Source organism: Desulfatitalea tepidiphila (genome assembly GCF_001293685.1).
Lineage (GTDB): Bacteria > Desulfobacterota > Desulfobacteria > Desulfobacterales > Desulfosarcinaceae > Desulfatitalea > Desulfatitalea tepidiphila.
The window spans coordinates 2160393-2175706 of sequence record NZ_BCAG01000003.1 but is presented as its reverse complement, the minus strand read 5'-3'; the positions used below and the strand labels follow the sequence as shown (position 1 = coordinate 2175706).

Annotated in this window: 13 protein-coding genes; 3 read left to right on the top strand and 10 right to left on the bottom strand. The window is 61.1% G+C overall.

The genetic code is table 11. The features are described from left to right. Positions 1–88 precede the first annotated feature (88 nt). The 8 genes from DFT_RS14305 to DFT_RS14270 form a co-directional block, all read right to left on the bottom strand. Positions 89–2983 carry an Hsp70 family protein gene (locus tag DFT_RS14305; RefSeq protein ID WP_083453517.1) on the bottom strand — a complete coding sequence of 965 codons (2895 nt, stop codon included), beginning with the start codon at positions 2981–2983 and terminating at the stop codon, positions 89–91. After that, a complete protein-coding gene (locus tag DFT_RS14300; RefSeq protein WP_054031837.1) occupies positions 2962–4794 on the bottom strand; it encodes an Hsp70 family protein in 1833 nt (610 codons plus the stop codon). The genes DFT_RS14305 and DFT_RS14300 overlap by 22 nt, the downstream gene beginning before the upstream one ends. Positions 4795–4805: 11 nt before the next feature. Continuing rightward, positions 4806–5561 carry a DUF2760 domain-containing protein gene (locus tag DFT_RS14295; RefSeq protein ID WP_161807168.1) on the bottom strand — a complete coding sequence of 252 codons (756 nt, stop codon included), beginning with the start codon at positions 5559–5561 and terminating at the stop codon, positions 4806–4808. A 487-nt stretch (positions 5562–6048) separates the two neighbouring features. Continuing rightward, the gene (locus tag DFT_RS14290; protein ID WP_054031835.1) at positions 6049–6771 is read right to left on the bottom strand and encodes a DUF364 domain-containing protein; all 723 of its coding nucleotides are present in this window, start codon (positions 6769–6771) and stop codon (positions 6049–6051) included. Positions 6772–6817: 46 nt separating this feature from the next. Beyond that, positions 6818–7018 carry a CooT family nickel-binding protein gene (locus tag DFT_RS14285; protein ID WP_054031834.1) on the bottom strand — a complete coding sequence of 67 codons (201 nt, stop codon included), beginning with the start codon at positions 7016–7018 and terminating at the stop codon, positions 6818–6820. Positions 7019–7047: 29 nt separating this feature from the next. Next, positions 7048–7803 (bottom strand): ATP-binding protein, encoded by a 756-nt coding sequence (locus DFT_RS14280; RefSeq protein ID WP_054031833.1) that lies wholly within the window; start codon positions 7801–7803, stop codon positions 7048–7050. 13 nt (positions 7804–7816) lie between these two features. After that, positions 7817–8257, bottom strand: coding sequence for an iron-sulfur cluster assembly scaffold protein (locus DFT_RS14275; protein ID WP_054031832.1), 441 nt, complete (start codon positions 8255–8257; stop codon positions 7817–7819). 177 nt (positions 8258–8434) lie between these two features. Then, positions 8435–8938 (bottom strand): NifB/NifX family molybdenum-iron cluster-binding protein, encoded by a 504-nt coding sequence (locus tag DFT_RS14270; protein WP_054031831.1) that lies wholly within the window; start codon positions 8936–8938, stop codon positions 8435–8437. A gap of 537 nt (positions 8939–9475) precedes the next feature. Between DFT_RS14270 and DFT_RS14260 the strand changes: the two genes are divergently transcribed. After that, entirely contained in the window at positions 9476–10369 is an 894-nt protein-coding gene (locus DFT_RS14260) for a damage-control phosphatase ARMT1 family protein (protein WP_054031829.1), read from the top strand. After that, entirely contained in the window at positions 10366–11337 is a 972-nt protein-coding gene (locus tag DFT_RS14255; RefSeq protein ID WP_054031828.1) for a radical SAM protein, read from the top strand. The genes DFT_RS14260 and DFT_RS14255 overlap by 4 nt, the downstream gene beginning before the upstream one ends. A gap of 16 nt (positions 11338–11353) precedes the next feature. Here DFT_RS14255 and DFT_RS14250 read toward each other — a convergent pair whose 3' ends face one another. After that, positions 11354–12694 (bottom strand): hypothetical protein, encoded by a 1341-nt coding sequence (locus tag DFT_RS14250; RefSeq protein ID WP_054031827.1) that lies wholly within the window; start codon positions 12692–12694, stop codon positions 11354–11356. A gap of 206 nt (positions 12695–12900) precedes the next feature. Here DFT_RS14250 and DFT_RS14245 point away from each other — a divergent pair, with 206 nt between their 5' ends. Continuing rightward, complete coding sequence (locus tag DFT_RS14245; protein WP_161807167.1) at positions 12901–13332, top strand: PaaI family thioesterase; 432 nt, start codon at positions 12901–12903, stop codon at positions 13330–13332. Between the two features lie 173 nt (positions 13333–13505). On the opposite strand, the gene DFT_RS14240 is transcribed toward DFT_RS14245, so the two are convergent. Further along, on the bottom strand, positions 13506–15314 hold the full coding sequence (locus tag DFT_RS14240; RefSeq protein ID WP_054031825.1) for an ABC transporter ATP-binding protein: 1809 nt from the start codon (positions 15312–15314) through the stop codon (positions 13506–13508).

Here is a 15314-nt window from a genome sequence, read left to right as displayed (position 1 = left end):
CGGAATTTCGAGCGCCTTGATCTTGAACGTCTTACAGCGCCGTCCGGCAAGGGCTTGTGAAAAACCCATTAAGGTTCAAGGCGTTGAATCATCGGTTTTCCCCGTTGGGTTGATCATGAAGGATCAGGCCCACGGGCAGGGACTCGCCGAAGAGGGCCTGCTCCTCCTGGCGGGCGATGGGGACGACCTCTTTCAGAAGCGTCTGCTGATCGGTCAGTTCGGTGTGGGGGGCCATCCACGCCAATACCCGGTCGGCCACCGCGGCACCCACATCCCGGGTGCGGTCTCCGGTCTTGCGGGCCAGCTGAGCCATTGCCGTTCCGACCATTTTGGGGTGCGGCCATTGGCGTCCGAGCAGATCGTCGATCCAACGGGCGGCCTCCTGGGGGGGGATGACCCGATCGGTGGAGCCGTAGAGCAGTGCCCGGGCGCCGATGCGCGCCAGGGACCACAGTTGCTGGGGGCGGGCCTGTTTTGGATTGAGCTGGGAGAGCAGCAGGTGTCCCCACTGAACTTTGTCTTTCACGTAAAGCCGCTCGAGGTTGGCCACGGCCATCCACAGCTCGAGTTGCAGCTGGGGGGATAGCCGCGGCTTCTTGCCTTTCTTGGGTTGCAGCAGGCGGGCCGCGTCCTGGCTCAGTTGACGCTGCTGTCCCGGGGTCAATCCGCCGGCCAACCGCCGCCACATGATCCACCATTCGATCTGGACCTGGTTCTGGTTGGCATGGACCGGCCCCTGGGTGTAGATTTTCCAGGCCTGTTTGATGCGCTCGGCATCGAGGCTGTCCCCGAAGCCGGGTCGCAGACAGAAACCGGCCAGGTTCATCCAGCGCGTTTCGTGGGTCGGCCCGCGCTGGCGTGCATCGGTGCGGGCCAACAGGCGGTCGGCCAGTTCGCGCAGCAGCCTCAGGGGCCACTGGTCGCGGGGCAGGTCCGCGACCGCCGAGATCTGCTTGACGACCCCGTCCAATCGGGTCTGGTCCGTACTGTCCAGGGCCGCGTCCAGGGTCTGTCGGGCCTTTTCGATCACGGTGTCTTCGAGGACGATCTCCTCGCGAACCTCCGCCGCCTCTGCGCTTTCCCGCAATTGAAATTGCAGTTGCCAGCGATGGTCGCTGATCAGCGAACGGCACCACAGCGAGAGGGTTCCCATCTCGGTATATTCGGCTTCGACGCGCACCGGGATTTTTGTTTTCGCACCCCGTTTGCCATACTGGATGACGGTCTGCAAGGGCGGCAGGCGCATGAAGGTGTCGTCGATCCCGACCAGCGCCCCCATGCGATCCCGGCTGCGGAAACTCGAGCTGAACAGGTCGAAGCGTACCGGCTGGTTCGCCAGAACCTGAAACCTTTGGTCGCCCAGTTCGATGGTGCTGCCTTCATCCAAACCGCGTTCCACCAGGCAGATGGCCTGTTGCGGCCCGAAAGCGTCCTGCTCTTTCCGGCTTACGCCCAGGTAATAGCTGCGGGGGCTGCCGCTGCCGACTCGCACGCCCCGGCCGCTTTTGACCAGTCCGTAGTAGGCCGCTCCCAGGCCCACGGCCAGGTCGTGATGCCGATTTTCGAGGATGCCCGGCCGCTCGGCCGTCGACCGGCCGAACCAGTGACACAAGGCGTCGACGATACGCTGCTGAATGGATTCGGGTTTGAGAGCCCCGCCGTTGAAGAGCACCATGTCGGGAAATGGATCGCGTTTGTCCAGGATGTCGGCCACCTCCTCGCGATGGTGTTCCAGAAAGCGCATCAGGTGCCGGGTGATGGCGGGTTCCGGTTCGTAGGGAAGGCCGAATTCGCTGATAGCAGCTCGTGTCACGACCTTCCCTATACTGCCCGAGCCTACGCTATCCGACCCAAAACCATCCGACCCTAAACTATCCGAATCGACCACCGGGAAAAAGCCTTCCAGAATGGTCTGCTCGATGGTGCCGCGGGCCAGTTCGGCGCTCATGGTGCCGGCGATGAGGCGGCTGCCGCTGCCCATCAGGGTGACCCGATGGGTCTCGGCCTGGCCCGAAAGAATCCGCTCCTTGGCCTGTCGGCACTGGTGGCACAGGGCCTGCCAGCGTTGGGTATCCAGCCCGGCCGGCCGTCCGCCATGCCATTGGGCTTCCACGCCGCGCGCCAGCGCCAGGTCCATGTTATCGCCGCCGAGGAGCAGGTGGTCGCCCACCGCGATGCGTTCGAAACGCGGGCTGCCGCCCGCTTCGCAGGTGAGCGAGACGAGGGTGAAGTCGGTGGTGCCGCCGCCGACATCGCAAATCAGAATCAATTGTCCGGGCTGCACCAGCTCTTGCCAGCGGCGCTCGTGCCGGACGAGCCAGCTGTAGAATGCGGCCAGGGGTTCTTCCAGCAGGGTGACCTGGCGGTAGCCGGCCGCTGTGGCCGCTTCGAGGGTCAGCTCGCGGGCCACCTCGTCGAACGAGGCCGGTACCGTGAGCACCACGTTCTGATTTTCTAAAAAGAGCTCCTCCTCGTCGCCGTGACGATGATTCCAGGCCTTGCGGATATGAGCCAGATAAGCGGCACTGGCCTGCACCGGGGAGATCTTACGCACCTCGGCCGGCGCACCCCAGGGCAGAATACGGCCGCGCCGGTCCACCCCGGCATGGCACAGCCAGCTCTTGGCCGAGGCCACCAGGCGGCCCGGCACCAGTGCGCCCTGGTCGCGGGCCCAGGCCCCCGCGAAGGCGTCATCGCTCTTTTTCCATGGATGGACCATGGCCGAGGCATCGATATCGTAGCTGCCGGGAATATAGAGAAACGATGGCAGCACCGGAAGCGGTTGAAAAGTACCGGCCGCGGTGAGCTGGGGCACATCGAAGAGGCGGATGGGGTCGTTTCTCGGCGGTGCGGTCAGATCGGCAAAGGCCACGGCCGAGTTGGTGGTGCCCAGGTCGATACCAATGATGAAGCGCCGGCCGGCGATGCTGTCGGCCGCCGGTTCGTTCGCGGGTTCCACTGCTATTGCTCCCTCACGTTCCATTCCAATTTCCACCGGCGGTCATCGTTTTTTGATACGCACCACACCTCCAGGGTACCGACTTCGGTGACATGCAGTTCCAGGGTGACCGGGAGGGTCTGGCCGGCATCGCCGTCCAGGGTGGTTTCCAGGGTCGTGATCGGCTGGATGTTCCCCTGCCAGTCTTCGACGATGGTGCCGACCTGGTCTTCCTGGCGCGTGGTGGCACCCAGGAAATCGAAGGCCACCGGTTGGCCCACGAGCAGCATGAATTCGCGGTCCCGGATGGCGGCCGTGGTGCCTTCTTCCATGCCGAAGGCGGCCACGCAGAGGGCCTTGGTCGGGGCCGGCAGGCCCGGTACGGCCGGCATGGCGGCGGCCACGCCGATATAATACGAGCGGCCCAGGCCGCCGCGAATGCGCACGCCCTTGCCCTGCCGTGCCAGGCCATAGCAGGCCGCCCCGCGTGCCACGGCCAGGTCGAAATCGGCGCCTTCGATTTCCCGCACGCCGGTTTGGGGCGACCAAGCGTTGAGGATCGACACGACCTGCCGGCGGAACAGGGCCGACTTCATGACCCCGCCGTTGAAGAGTACGGCCGTGGGACTGACCGGACGGCCATCGGCCGCGGGACGTTCGACGAAGGCGGCCAGGTGATGGGTGATGGCCGGGTCGGCTTCGAAAGCCAGGCCGAACTCCTGGATGCCGCTGCGCCGGGTGCCCTGGGGCCGGGTGTCGCGGCCGCAATCCGGGAAAAAGCCGTCTTTCAGGAGGCTTTCCACGGTGGCCCGGGTCAGTTCGGTGGTGATGGTGCCCCCGATCAGGCGGCTGCCCCGGCCCAGGACGGTGATCGGTACGCGGTCGCAATCCGGGTCCGCCAGCAGGCGCTCCTTGGCGCCTCGGCAACTGTGCCACAATCCGTTCATCTGCCAGTTGTCCAGCGTCGTGCCGGATTCGGCCAGTTGACGGGCCAGGGCATAGGCCAGGGTCAAATCCATATTGGTGCCGCCCACCAGCAGATGGTTGCCCACGGCCACGCGCTCCAGGTCTAGGGCGCCCTCTTTTTCGGCCACCTGGATCAGGCTGAAATCGCTGGTGCCGCCGCCCACATCGCAGACCAGGACCAGGTCGCCCGGTTCGACCGCGTCGCGCCATTTCCTGGTGCGGCCGGCGATCCAGGCGTAGAAGGCCGCCTGAGGCTCTTCGAGCAGCGTGACGCGCGGCAATCCGGCCATTTGGGCGGCCTCGACGGTCAGCTCGCGGGCCACGGCGTCGAACGAGGCCGGCACGGTGAGGTAAACCAGTTGGTTTTCCATCTTGAGCCGGTCGTCCATGGGGCCGTCGGCGCCATCATCGCTTCGGGCCATGACGTGATTCCAGGCTTGGCGCAGGTGGCGCAGGATGGCGGCCGACGCTTCCACCGGCGACAGCTTGCGGGAAGCGGGACCAGCCGATGGACCTGAAGGGGCGCCTTCCCATGGAAGAATCGCCGCTTTGCGGTCGACCAAGGTATTGCACAGCCACGATTTGGACGAGGCGATCAGTCGCTGCGGGATTTCTTCTCCGCGCCGCCGGGCGTATTCCCCCACCGCATAGTGCGGTGACGTATCCCAGGGCAGGGCCAGCTCTTCGCAGGGCATCCCTTCGGCCGGCGGCATGAGCACGAACGACGGCAGCACCGGGCGCGTTTCCACCACGCCGTTATCCACCAGTTGGGGGATCTCGAACAGGCGGATATGGGCCTCCTCGACCGTTGGGGTATCTGCCGAAACATAGGCCACGACGCTGTTGGTGGTGCCCAGGTCGATGCCGATGATGTATTGCGCATCAGACATGCCGATACTCCTTACTGCACTTCGACTTCGGCCGGGGCGATGATGTCATGGGGTTGCCGGCCGGAGAAGGTCGGCAGATCGACCTTGCGGGCCCGCCAGCCGCGGTGGCGCACGACTCCCTTGAACGGTGGTTCGCCGGTGACATTGCCGACCAGTTTCAATGTGTTGGGATCGAAATCCTTTTGCACCGCGATCTCTTCACCCTCCTGGACCTCGAGCACGGATTGGGGCGCGATGTGCCGGTCCAGCACCTTTTTGCAGCTTTCGTGAATGCTGCGCACGGCCGCGCCGATCTGGCCGTCGTTGTATTGGGCCAGGTCCTCGGAGAAGAAATCGAGCAGCCGTCCCTCCTTTTGCAGCACGGCGATCAGGTGCAGGTAAAGCCGCCGGTCCGTTTCGGCGCTGGATGGCGCTGCTTCCGTTTGCGGCTTGGCCTTCGCCGGCGCGGGTCGGCGCGGTGCCGTTGGAACGGGTCGCCGAAGGAAGGGGCTGCGCAGGGACCACCAGGTCAACACGGCCATGATCAGGAAAAAGACCAGGAGCGTCGGCACGCCGTAAGACCAGAAACCCCGACGGAGCGTTTCGACCCAACCGGCCAGGGTCTGGGCTTCGGCCAGTTCGGGATGCGCCTGCACCAGCAGGCTGGCGCGGACTGACATCTCCTTAAGGCCCCAAAAAACAGCTCCGGCCACGGCCGCGGCGGAGAGTAAGCTGAAAAAAAGGACCCGTACCATGATGGGCCGGGTGGAAGGTTTGGCGGTATCCATGATCATCGTGCTCCTTTTTGGCAATTAAAAAAAAGATGATCGCGGAGACGGTGCCGAATCGACGGCCACCTTGGCTCCGATTTAAAAAACACCTCTGTATCATGGATTGTGCGGGCTGTACATCGGGTAGAGATTAGGTCAGGGGTTCTAACTGAACCCATTTAAGTAAACCCGGCATGGGTGGAACAGGTGGCCGATGACACACGCCAAGCGGTCAAGTGCCGATAAAATACACGGCGGGCGGCCCAGAAACTCGCTGCGCTCAAACAGTCTGGGCCGCTTGTCCGCCGTTTGCATTCAACTGGCACTAAGACCGCAGGCTCACGTGGCCCTGGCCACCTGCTCCCCCCACGCCTGCCATCTTCCATGCGATGCGAATTTTTGTATCAAAAAAACTTCTGGAGGGCGGGCCATTCAAGGTGAATTGCATTCAGTTGAATTGCTGGTATAAGGTTAAAAAAGCTAATTAAATTGCAGACAAGCGGCCCTATCTCAACAGGGTGAGGCGCTTGACCCCTTTGATTTGGCGGTAATTGGCGCCCTGGGCGACACAACGCAGGGCGGTGGGCGGATCCGATACCCAGGTCCCGCAGATGGCGTCCACGCCGAAATCGAACAGCACAGGGGAGAGCGGGGCCGAAGCACCGAGAAGCAGAACGAACGCGGAGGGATGGCACAGTGCCAGCAGCGCTTCAAGGCTGTGGTGAGTCAGGGCCGTGCCGGTGATCGCCACCACATCGGCATCCGGGATCAGTTCGGCGGCCTTGTCTTCTTCGAGGTCGCCGGGTTTCGGATTCTTCTCGATGACCCACAACGATTTCGCTTTTTTGCGAACCTTGTCCACGAAGGGAAAGTGGCCGATGATGGCCACTTTCCTGTCGCGTCCCTTATCGATGATCAGTTCGGCGGCATTCAGTTCATCGCAACGGGTGTCGTCCACATCGATCAGCGAATTGATGGTGGCCATTCCGATGGCGGCTTCGAGGATGCTGTTCGAATAGGCCAATCCAACCAGCTGCCGCGCCGTTTGCCGGGATAACTCGCCGGCATCGACCACCAGCGGCGGGGATTGCCGCAGCGCATCGCGCGGCAGGGTGGCGGCCAGGCCGCAATGACGGGTCAGCACGGCGGTGTCGAATACGCCCTGGCAGATATCTTTAACCGGGGCATCCATATTCAAACTGTCGATCAATTGGTCGAGAATCTTCATGAAATTCGGGGTGTCGCTCTTTTTTCGGATGAGAGGCTGAAAGCGATCAGGCCGGTTTGTGCGAATGGAGCACGATGAGGTGCTCGTCCACGAGGTCCACGCTTTGAATCGATCCCTCGACGAATTTTTTTTCGCCAAACAGGTTGAACAACCAGTAGCCGTCCTTGTCGGCTTCAATGTGCGCCACATCTTTCATGACTTCCGTGGATGTGTCGCCCGCATTGAGGAAAACCGTGCTCAAACACATTGGGAGGCCTCCCGGGGCTGATGGTGTTGCTATTGGGTCAAAAGCAGATCCAGCACCTGGCCGGCCATTTCGAAAGCCTCACCGCGGTCCGGAACAGTTCCATTGAAACAGGCATCAAATACCAGGCGGTCCTGGGGGAAGATCCCGGCGATGACCAATCCGTGTTTGGCAAGGGCCTCCCTCATCTTTAAAGACACGTCCTGGGAGGGGGTCTTGTTCAGCACGGCGGCCACCTTCTTGTTCATCCCCGCGGCCAACGTCTTGATTCTGGCGGCCAGGTTCAGCGAGTCGAACGAGGGTTCGACCACCACCAGGATCCAGTCGAGGTTCTCGTCGATGCCGCGGCCGAAATGCTCGACGCCGGCTTCCATGTCGACGATGGCGATTTCATTCTTGTCCAAGGTCAGCTTTTTGAGGAACTCCCGGTTCAATACGCCCATCGGGCAGGCGCAGCCTTCGAGCGCCTGCAGGATTTTTCCGATACCCACCAGCATGAGCCCGTCGTGCTTGCGGATAAACTCGGGGGCGATGTCTTCCGGACGAATCTGGGACTGGGTCATGAGCGACCCTTTGCCCATTTTTTGCTTGATGCCGGCCTTGCCGCCCACCAGATCCATCAGAGGCGCCGGGGGAGTGTCGAAACCGAGCATTCTGTATAGCCCGGCATTGGAATCGTCCGCATCGACGACCAGTACGGCCAGCTGTCGTCGAAGGGCCTGCTTGGCCAGCAGCGTCGTGACGGTACTTTTGCCGCTGCCTCCCTTCCCGCAAACGGAAATCTTCATGATCTGGAACTCCTTATTTTCTGACGGCCTGCTTTTTCATGTAATCATCCAGGGCTTCCTGTACCGTGGACGAGGCCAGGAAGGCGCAATGCTGATCTTCTTCGGGAAATACGCCCAGAATGGACAGGATGTGTTCACCGGTAATGTCGGTCAGTTCTTCCGGCGTCTTGTTCAAGGCGAGTTCCGCGGCCAGCGATCCGCATACCGTGCTCGATCCGCATCCATCGGTGAGAAAGGAGGCTTCCTTGACCCGCCCCTTTTCAAACTTCAGGAAAATCTGCATGGTGTCGCCGCATGTGCCGGTCATGCGGCCATGGGCGTCGGCATCGTCCATGGCCCCTTGGTATTTGGGTTCGCGCCAGCGCCGAAACCCCAACTCTCCATAAGCCGTTCGGGTTTCTTCGAAAATTTGATCCTGCAGTTTATTGACGAAATCATCCAGCTTGTCTCCCATTTCAGATACTTACCTCGATCCGCCCCTCGTCCTTCGGTCGGGGGTATAATGATGAATGGATAAAAAAGCGGTGCATCCGGTGGGTTGCAAGCCCCTCAGGGTTGCCCGCGATGACCGCCGGTTTGGTCCGAAGGCGCGAACGTTGCCATGCGGGGTTTCAGCCTGGAAAGGGTCTGACTATGGAAAACGTTTTCCGCCACCCATGCCGCGACCGCCGCAACCGCCCATACCGCGACCGCCACCCATGCCGCGTCCACCGCCACCGCCCATACCGCGGCCTCCACCCATGCCACGTCCGCCACCCGGGCCAATGCCACCGCCCACTGCAGGGTTTCCTTGATCAGCGGAAGCGGTCGATGGCGACAACTGACCGGATTTGAATTGTTCCACGGCCTGGCGCACGGTGCCGCTGACACCGGTGATGACCTGAATCCCGGCGGCACCGAAGGCCTGATGGGCGTTGGGGCCGCAGTTTCCGGTCAATACGATCCGCACCCCTTTTTCGGCCATCAGCGCCGCCGATTGCGGACCGGCGCCCCCGGCCAATTCCATGTTGGGGTTGCGCAGGGCTTCGGCCTGCATGGTATCCGTGTCCACGATGAGAAAGTAAGGGCAGCGTCCGAAACGGGCTTCCACCCCATCGTCAAGCGTGGCGCCGGTTGATGTGACAGCAATCTTCATGGTACGCGTCTCCTCGGGAGTGTCCATCCACAAATGGCCAATTGGCCAGATATCTGCTTCTGCTCAAAATTTAATCCTCGGAATATCCTCTATATGCCTGCGGTTAAATTTTTCGCACGCCTTGATTTCGACCCAATTTGCCTATTTCTGTATGGGCACTCGGTTATATCGGTTCACTCCTGTTGGCCCTGTTCAACAGCAAAGGCTGTGCCGGGGCGAAAGAAAGATCGGATGATTTTGAATATCCTTATGTTGCGCCGGGTTGAAGCCCTAATCACGGTGAGGCGAATGCTCATTGACCGGTATACTATAGCAGGCATGCGACACTATCAAACAGGCCGTTTCATATTTGCGACGATAGGGCACGCGCATGGAATCGGTTTCCCCCCCATTCAAACAGGGTTTGCTCGGCCATGGGTCGCGATTTATCATGGCACGGGCTGTGCTTAATCACCTAAAAACATGAGACCATGATGTCACTCAACGCTCCGGTTGCGCCGGGTTTCATAGAATAGAAATGATTAGAAAGCCATCTGAATGAATACGTCGCTGGATTGTTTGGTCTGTTTTCTTCGCCAGGCCCTGGATGCGGCCAGGATGATTTCGAGCGGTCCCATGGTGCAAGAGCAGATCATGCGCGAGCTGATGGCATGGACGGCCCGTATGGATTTGGGTGCGCCGCCGCCGGTGGTCGGGCAGCGGATTCACCGGCGGCTGCGGGAATTGACGGACGTCAAAGATCCCTACCGGGCGGTCAAAGATCAGGGCAATCGAATGGCCCTGGCGTTGCTGCCCGATCTCGAGGCATCGGTCGCAAAGGCGCGGGACCCCATGGACATGGCCCTTCGCCTGGCCTTGGCCGGCAATGTCATCGATATGGGCGTGAACAGCAGCGTCAGCCCGGCTGACCTGGCGGTGGCGGTTGGGCAGGCCATGACCGCGTCGATTCAGGGGTCTTTGGAAGAATTCAGGAAGGCGGCAGACGAGGCCCATTCGATCCTTTTTCTGGCAGACAACGCGGGGGAGATTGTCTTCGATCGCCTGTTGATCGCCCAGTTGGGTCCTGAAAGGGTGACGGTGGCCGTGCGAGGTGGCCCTGTCATCAACGATGCGACGCTTGCCGACGCAGAGGCGGTCGGGCTGACCGGCATGGTCCGCGTGATCGACAACGGGTCCGATGCACCGGGTACGCTACTGCACGACTGCAGTGAAACGTTTCGGCGCCACTTTGAATCAGCGGATTTGATCATTGCCAAGGGGCAGGGCAATTTCGAGACCTTGAGCCAGGAGGTCTGCACCATCTTTTTCCTGTTCAAGGTGAAGTGCCCTGTCATCGCGTCCCACGTGGGTTTTCCCGTAGGCACACATGTGCTGACAACACCCAGGATCGAAGCCCTCCCAACAACGACTGAACAGAAAGGTGGTGCATGATCCCGGCTTACCACTATGCTTATGGCCCGGTTCCCTCACGGCGGCTGGGACGAAGCCTGGGGATCAACAACATCCCCGCCAAGACCTGCAGCTATGCTTGTATCTACTGCCAGGTAGGGGGCACCAGCCGGATGCAGATCCAGCGCCAAGCCTTTTTCAAACCCGAAGATATCTTCCGGGAAGTTCAAGAAAAGGTGTCCCATGCCGTGGCGGTCTCCGAGAAGATCGACTATCTCGCCTTTGTCCCGGACGGTGAGCCGACTTTGGATGAGGCGCTGGGAAAGACCATCGACCTGCTCAAGCCTTTGGGAATCTCCATCGGTGTGATCACCAACAGCTCGCTTCTCTGGCGCGACGACGTGCGCCGGGATCTGGCCAAGGCCGATTGGGTGTCGATGAAAGTCGATGCCGCGGAAGAGAAGATCTGGCGCCGGATCGATCGTCCCCACAAGGAATTGCGTCTTTCGGACATTCTTGACGGAATGCAGACCTTCGCTGCCAATTTTACCGGCAAGCTGGCGACCGAGACCATGCTGGTACACGGCGTAAACGATCACGACGAAAGCCTGGTGGGCATCGCCGGTTTCCTCAAGCGCCTGCAGCCCTGGACCGCCTACCTGGGGGTGCCGACGCGGCCACCGGCGGTCGATTGGGCTCGCGGACCAGACGAGGAGACCCTCCATCGCGCCTATCGCATATTTGCGGAAAACGTCAAATGGGCCGAGTACCTGATCGGTTACGAGGGCAATGCTTTCGCTTTCAGCGGCGATGTCGAAAAAGATCTCTTGAGCATTACCGCCGTCCATCCGATGCGGGAAGAGGCGGTGCGGCGCCTGTTATCCAGGGCGGAAGCTTCCTGGGACATCGTCGATAAAATGATCGCAAGAGGCGATCTGATGGAGACGCTCTACCAGGGCCACCGATTCTACGTCAGAAAATTCGGCACGCGTGCCACCGATCGTCACTAACAGACGAAGTGGGTGTTTATCGGATCTGGCCCACGGCGGTGATGGTCGGCGGCACGGGAAGCTCATGCTTGCCGATTTTGTTGAGCAACAGCCGGACGGTCAAGGTCGAGACGATGTTGGCGATGCACAGGCCCATGGCGCCGATGAGATTGCCCGGCACCGCCGCCCACAGGGCCGCGCAGCCTACCGCCGTGATGGTCAGCAAATAGGCGCCTTGAGCGACGATGATGATTTTGGGCTTGCGCGCGAACCCGGCCAGCCCTTCCCCTTGGGCGCGCAGGGCCACGCATAGCGGAAACAGGGCCAGGCCGTAGGCGGCCGTGCGAACGATGGACAGATCGGCTGGATCGAGTTTCTGCAGGCCGACATAATACCATTGCGCCAGGCCGGGCAGGGTGAAGAGCAGGGGCAGCACCCCCAGGAACAGGCCGGCACCGAGGGCAAACGGCAGGGTGCGGCGGTCCTTGCCGTCGGCCGGATGAAAGCTGAGCACCACCTCCTGCAGTCGCGTGGCCCCAAAGGCGGCCGGGGCGGCCAGGCCGAGGGCCAGATAATAGGCCGGCAGCATGCGCTCAGGTTCGGCGGCTCGCGCGATGAAAGCGCCCACCAGGATGGCCGACACGGTTAAGAGGTAGCCGCTGATGGAGAGGGGCAGGTTGAAAAAGAACAGCGTCCGCTTGGTCGGCGGCTTTTCGTCGGACGATCGGAGCTGTTTTATGAATGGCGCGGCCAGAACGGCCGAGGCCGCCACTTCCAGGGCCACCGGCAGGGTGAGGCACACCACGGCCCAGATCGGGCCCACCGCCCCCCAGCGGCAGAAGAGCGGCGCCAGCAACGCCGTTATGGCAATGCGCATGATCGTCGCCGAGCTGGCCCGTATCGATGCCAGCCCGTTGTACATGCTCACCTGATAGGGGATCCGCATAAAAAAGAGAAACTGCAACGGCACACTGGCCAGCAGCGTGACATGGGCCGGATGCGCGATGGTCTGCGGCAAACCGATCAGGTCTTCGAAGAGCCATCCGGCGACCGGCGGCAGGCACAGCGCCGATTGCAGGATCACCACCACCCACCCCAGACGCAGGGTAATGCCTCGAAATTGCATAAACCCTTCACGGTCCTTGCCAAACACCAGGCCCGTGGCCACCAGCCCGAAGCCCAGGGTGCCCAGGAGAAACATGAGGGTGTTGGATTGGGCCAGACCGGCCAGGTTCAATGGGCCGCCTTCGGAACGGGACGCCACCATGGCGACCAGGGGATAGGTCAACCCTTGGGATGCGGACTGCAGGGCAAGGGGCCAGAAGAATCGATTCAGACGGCCGAATGTCGGCGCGATGGTGGTAGGTGACGTGCTCATTTGATCTCGGCATCGACCCGGTTAAATGGTTTATCGATTGGTCGACGGGAAGGTATAACAGAGCGGACCGAGGGTCAATTCAAGGATCGAGCATCGGACGCAAAAATTCAGGCCCTCGACAGGGGGATCCGGTTCCGTTATGGTGCGCCCATGCTCCTGTTTTTTTATTTCGATGTCATGCGTGAGGTTTTCCGGCGATGGAATCCATGTCCTATGAAGAATTGACGCCCAACTTCAAGCGGGCGCTGATGGAAAAGGCCCGGACGGTCAATCCCTACTGGCACCTGTTGGGCATGACCCTGGCCGATGTCAAAAAGGGCTGGGCTCTGGTTCGGTTGCCCTTCGAGAAGAAATTGACCCACGCCGACGGTATCGCCCACGGTGGCGCGATTTTTTCAGCCGCCGATGCAGCCGTGGCCATGGCCTTGATCGGGTTGATCGAACGCACCGAGACCATGGTGACCATAGAGATGAAGCTCAATTATCTCAGACCGTTTGTCCAAGGTGCGCTCCTGGCCGAAGCCCGAATCGTCCAGAAGGGCAGCAGGACCGCGCTGGGCGAGGTGGATGTGACCACCGAAACCGGCGACCGTATCGCCAAGGGGTTGGCCACCTACATGATCATTCCCAAACGATGACGGCGCCGTAAGAAGCCCAATATCTGCGTTGCGCTCATCCCGCGGTCCTTGCGGCGTACGACCAGTACGCCTCAGGACGCGGGATTTCGCGCGCCTTGATCTTGAACTTCTTACAGCGCCGTCCGGTTTGCGTCGTCGTACGGTTTGCGTCGTCGTCCGGTTCATCATGATAACTACGGATGGTGATCCGGATCGTTATCATGGTCCGGGTGGTCGTGAGCTTGCAATCGGCGCGGCCGATGGTCGTGGTCCTGCGCATCTCCGGGATGGCTGTGGACGATTCGATGGGGGTGCTCGTGGGCATGCTCATGCAGGTGTTCGTGGACGATCTCTCCGTGCCGATGCGGATGAGAATGCAGATGGCGGTGGGGATAATGGTGCTCATGTTCGTGTTGCAGGGCTCGGATGGCGTCGCCGCCGCGCTGCCGGAAGGCAAAGGCGAGGCCGTTGAGATTCCCGAGACGCCGATCCTGCAGGAACGATTCCGTCGGTAGATCTTCGATGATCTGCCCTTGATGCATGACCAGGGTCCGGCAGGTCAGGGCCCGGACGAAGAAGATGTCGTGACTCACAAGCAGGAGGGTGGCATCGAGTTCCCGCAGAATGGTGAGCAGCAGCTCCTCTCCCCGGGGGTCCAGTCCGGCGGTGGGTTCATCGAGAATCAGCAGTTTAGGGGTCATGGCCAGCACGCAGGCCAGGGCCAGGCGTTTGCGCTCACCGCCGGACATGTGCAGGGGCACACGCGTTTCGAAACCCTCCAGATGCACCATGGCAAGTGCTTCCTCGATGCGCGTTCGGATTAGGGATTTGGAATAGCCCATCTGCTGCAGCCCGAATGCAATTTCTTCCTCGACGCTGGGGCAAAAGAGCTGATCGGCGCTGTCCTGAAAAACCATCCCCACCTTTCGCCATAACTCCTTGCGTTTCTTGCGCTTGACCGGATCTCCCTCGAAAAGATAGGTTCCCTCTCCTTGCTGAAGACCCAGAAGGCAGGCGAGAAGGGTGGTTTTGCCGGCCCCGTTTTCTCCGACCACAGCAATTCGATCGCCGGATGAAATGGCGATATCAATGTGCTTTAACGCCCGGGTACCGTCCGGGTAGCGAAAATTGTAATCGTGCATCTCGACCATGGGCGCGGCACCGCTCTCCGAATGGAAGTCGTCGTCCTTGGTCGCACAGGTCGGACCGTCGGCAACCGATGTTTCGGTCGAAGCATTGACCACCAATCGAAAAGAAAAATCGAGACCGTGGGCGCGCAATTCTTCGCGCTGGGAGACCAGATCGTCCATGGCGTAGTCATGTTCGATGCACCCATTTTCCATGACCACTGCCCGGCGGCACAGCTCGTAGAGAAACAACAGGTCGTGGCTGACGCACACCAACGTGCCATCGAAGCCTTTGAGCAGGTCGAGGAAAACTTCTTCCTGCCGGGGATCGAGATTGGCCGTGGGTTCGTCGAGCAGCAGCACGCGAGGCCGCATGGCCAGAAGACCGGCCAGCGCGGCGCGCTTTTTCTGTCCGAAACTCAGATGGTGGGGGGCTTTGTAGATCTTGTCATCCAGGAAGACGCGCTGCAGGGCCAGCCGGGCTGCCTGCTGCGCCGTCTCCCGGGCGAGACCCTGGTTCAGGGGGCCGAAGGCGGCGTCGTCCAACACCGTGTGACCGAAGAGCTGGTCGTCGGGATCCTGGAACAGAAGGCCGATCTCCAGGCGGCTGCGATCCAGGTGGTCTCCTTCGAGAGATTGACCCCGGTAAGACACGTTGCCGCGGGATGGCGCCAGCAAACCGCACAATTGCTTGATCAGAGTCGTTTTGCCGGAGCCGTTCTGCCCGACCAGCGCAACTCGGTCACCGGCCGCGATATCCAGATGGATATCCGACAGGGCCACGGTACCGTTCGCATACCGATAGGAGAGGTCCCGCACGCGGAACAATGGGGATGGGATGTCGAGCGGTGCTGCGGTGTGGGCCAGTTCATGCAT

Coding starts and splice junctions, on each gene's coding strand:
- DFT_RS14295 (WP_161807168.1), bottom strand. CDS start 5,561: ATGGATACCGCCAAACCTTCCACCCGGCCCATCATGGTACGGGTCCTT.
- DFT_RS14275 (WP_054031832.1), bottom strand. CDS start 8,257: ATGGGAGACAAGCTGGATGATTTCGTCAATAAACTGCAGGATCAAATT.
- DFT_RS14305 (WP_083453517.1), bottom strand. CDS start 2,983: ATGGAACGTGAGGGAGCAATAGCAGTGGAACCCGCGAACGAACCGGCG.
- DFT_RS14255 (WP_054031828.1), top strand. CDS start 10,366: ATGATCCCGGCTTACCACTATGCTTATGGCCCGGTTCCCTCACGGCGG.
- DFT_RS14270 (WP_054031831.1), bottom strand. CDS start 8,938: ATGAAGATTGCTGTCACATCAACCGGCGCCACGCTTGACGATGGGGTG.
- DFT_RS14250 (WP_054031827.1), bottom strand. CDS start 12,694: ATGAGCACGTCACCTACCACCATCGCGCCGACATTCGGCCGTCTGAAT.
- DFT_RS14300 (WP_054031837.1), bottom strand. CDS start 4,794: ATGTCTGATGCGCAATACATCATCGGCATCGACCTGGGCACCACCAAC.
- DFT_RS14245 (WP_161807167.1), top strand. CDS start 12,901: ATGTCCTATGAAGAATTGACGCCCAACTTCAAGCGGGCGCTGATGGAA.
- DFT_RS14280 (WP_054031833.1), bottom strand. CDS start 7,803: ATGAAGATTTCCGTTTGCGGGAAGGGAGGCAGCGGCAAAAGTACCGTC.
- DFT_RS14285 (WP_054031834.1), bottom strand. CDS start 7,018: ATGTGTTTGAGCACGGTTTTCCTCAATGCGGGCGACACATCCACGGAA.
- DFT_RS14240 (WP_054031825.1), bottom strand. CDS start 15,314: ATGCATGAACTGGCCCACACCGCAGCACCGCTCGACATCCCATCCCCA.
- DFT_RS14290 (WP_054031835.1), bottom strand. CDS start 6,771: ATGAAGATTCTCGACCAATTGATCGACAGTTTGAATATGGATGCCCCG.
- DFT_RS14260 (WP_054031829.1), top strand. CDS start 9,476: ATGAATACGTCGCTGGATTGTTTGGTCTGTTTTCTTCGCCAGGCCCTG.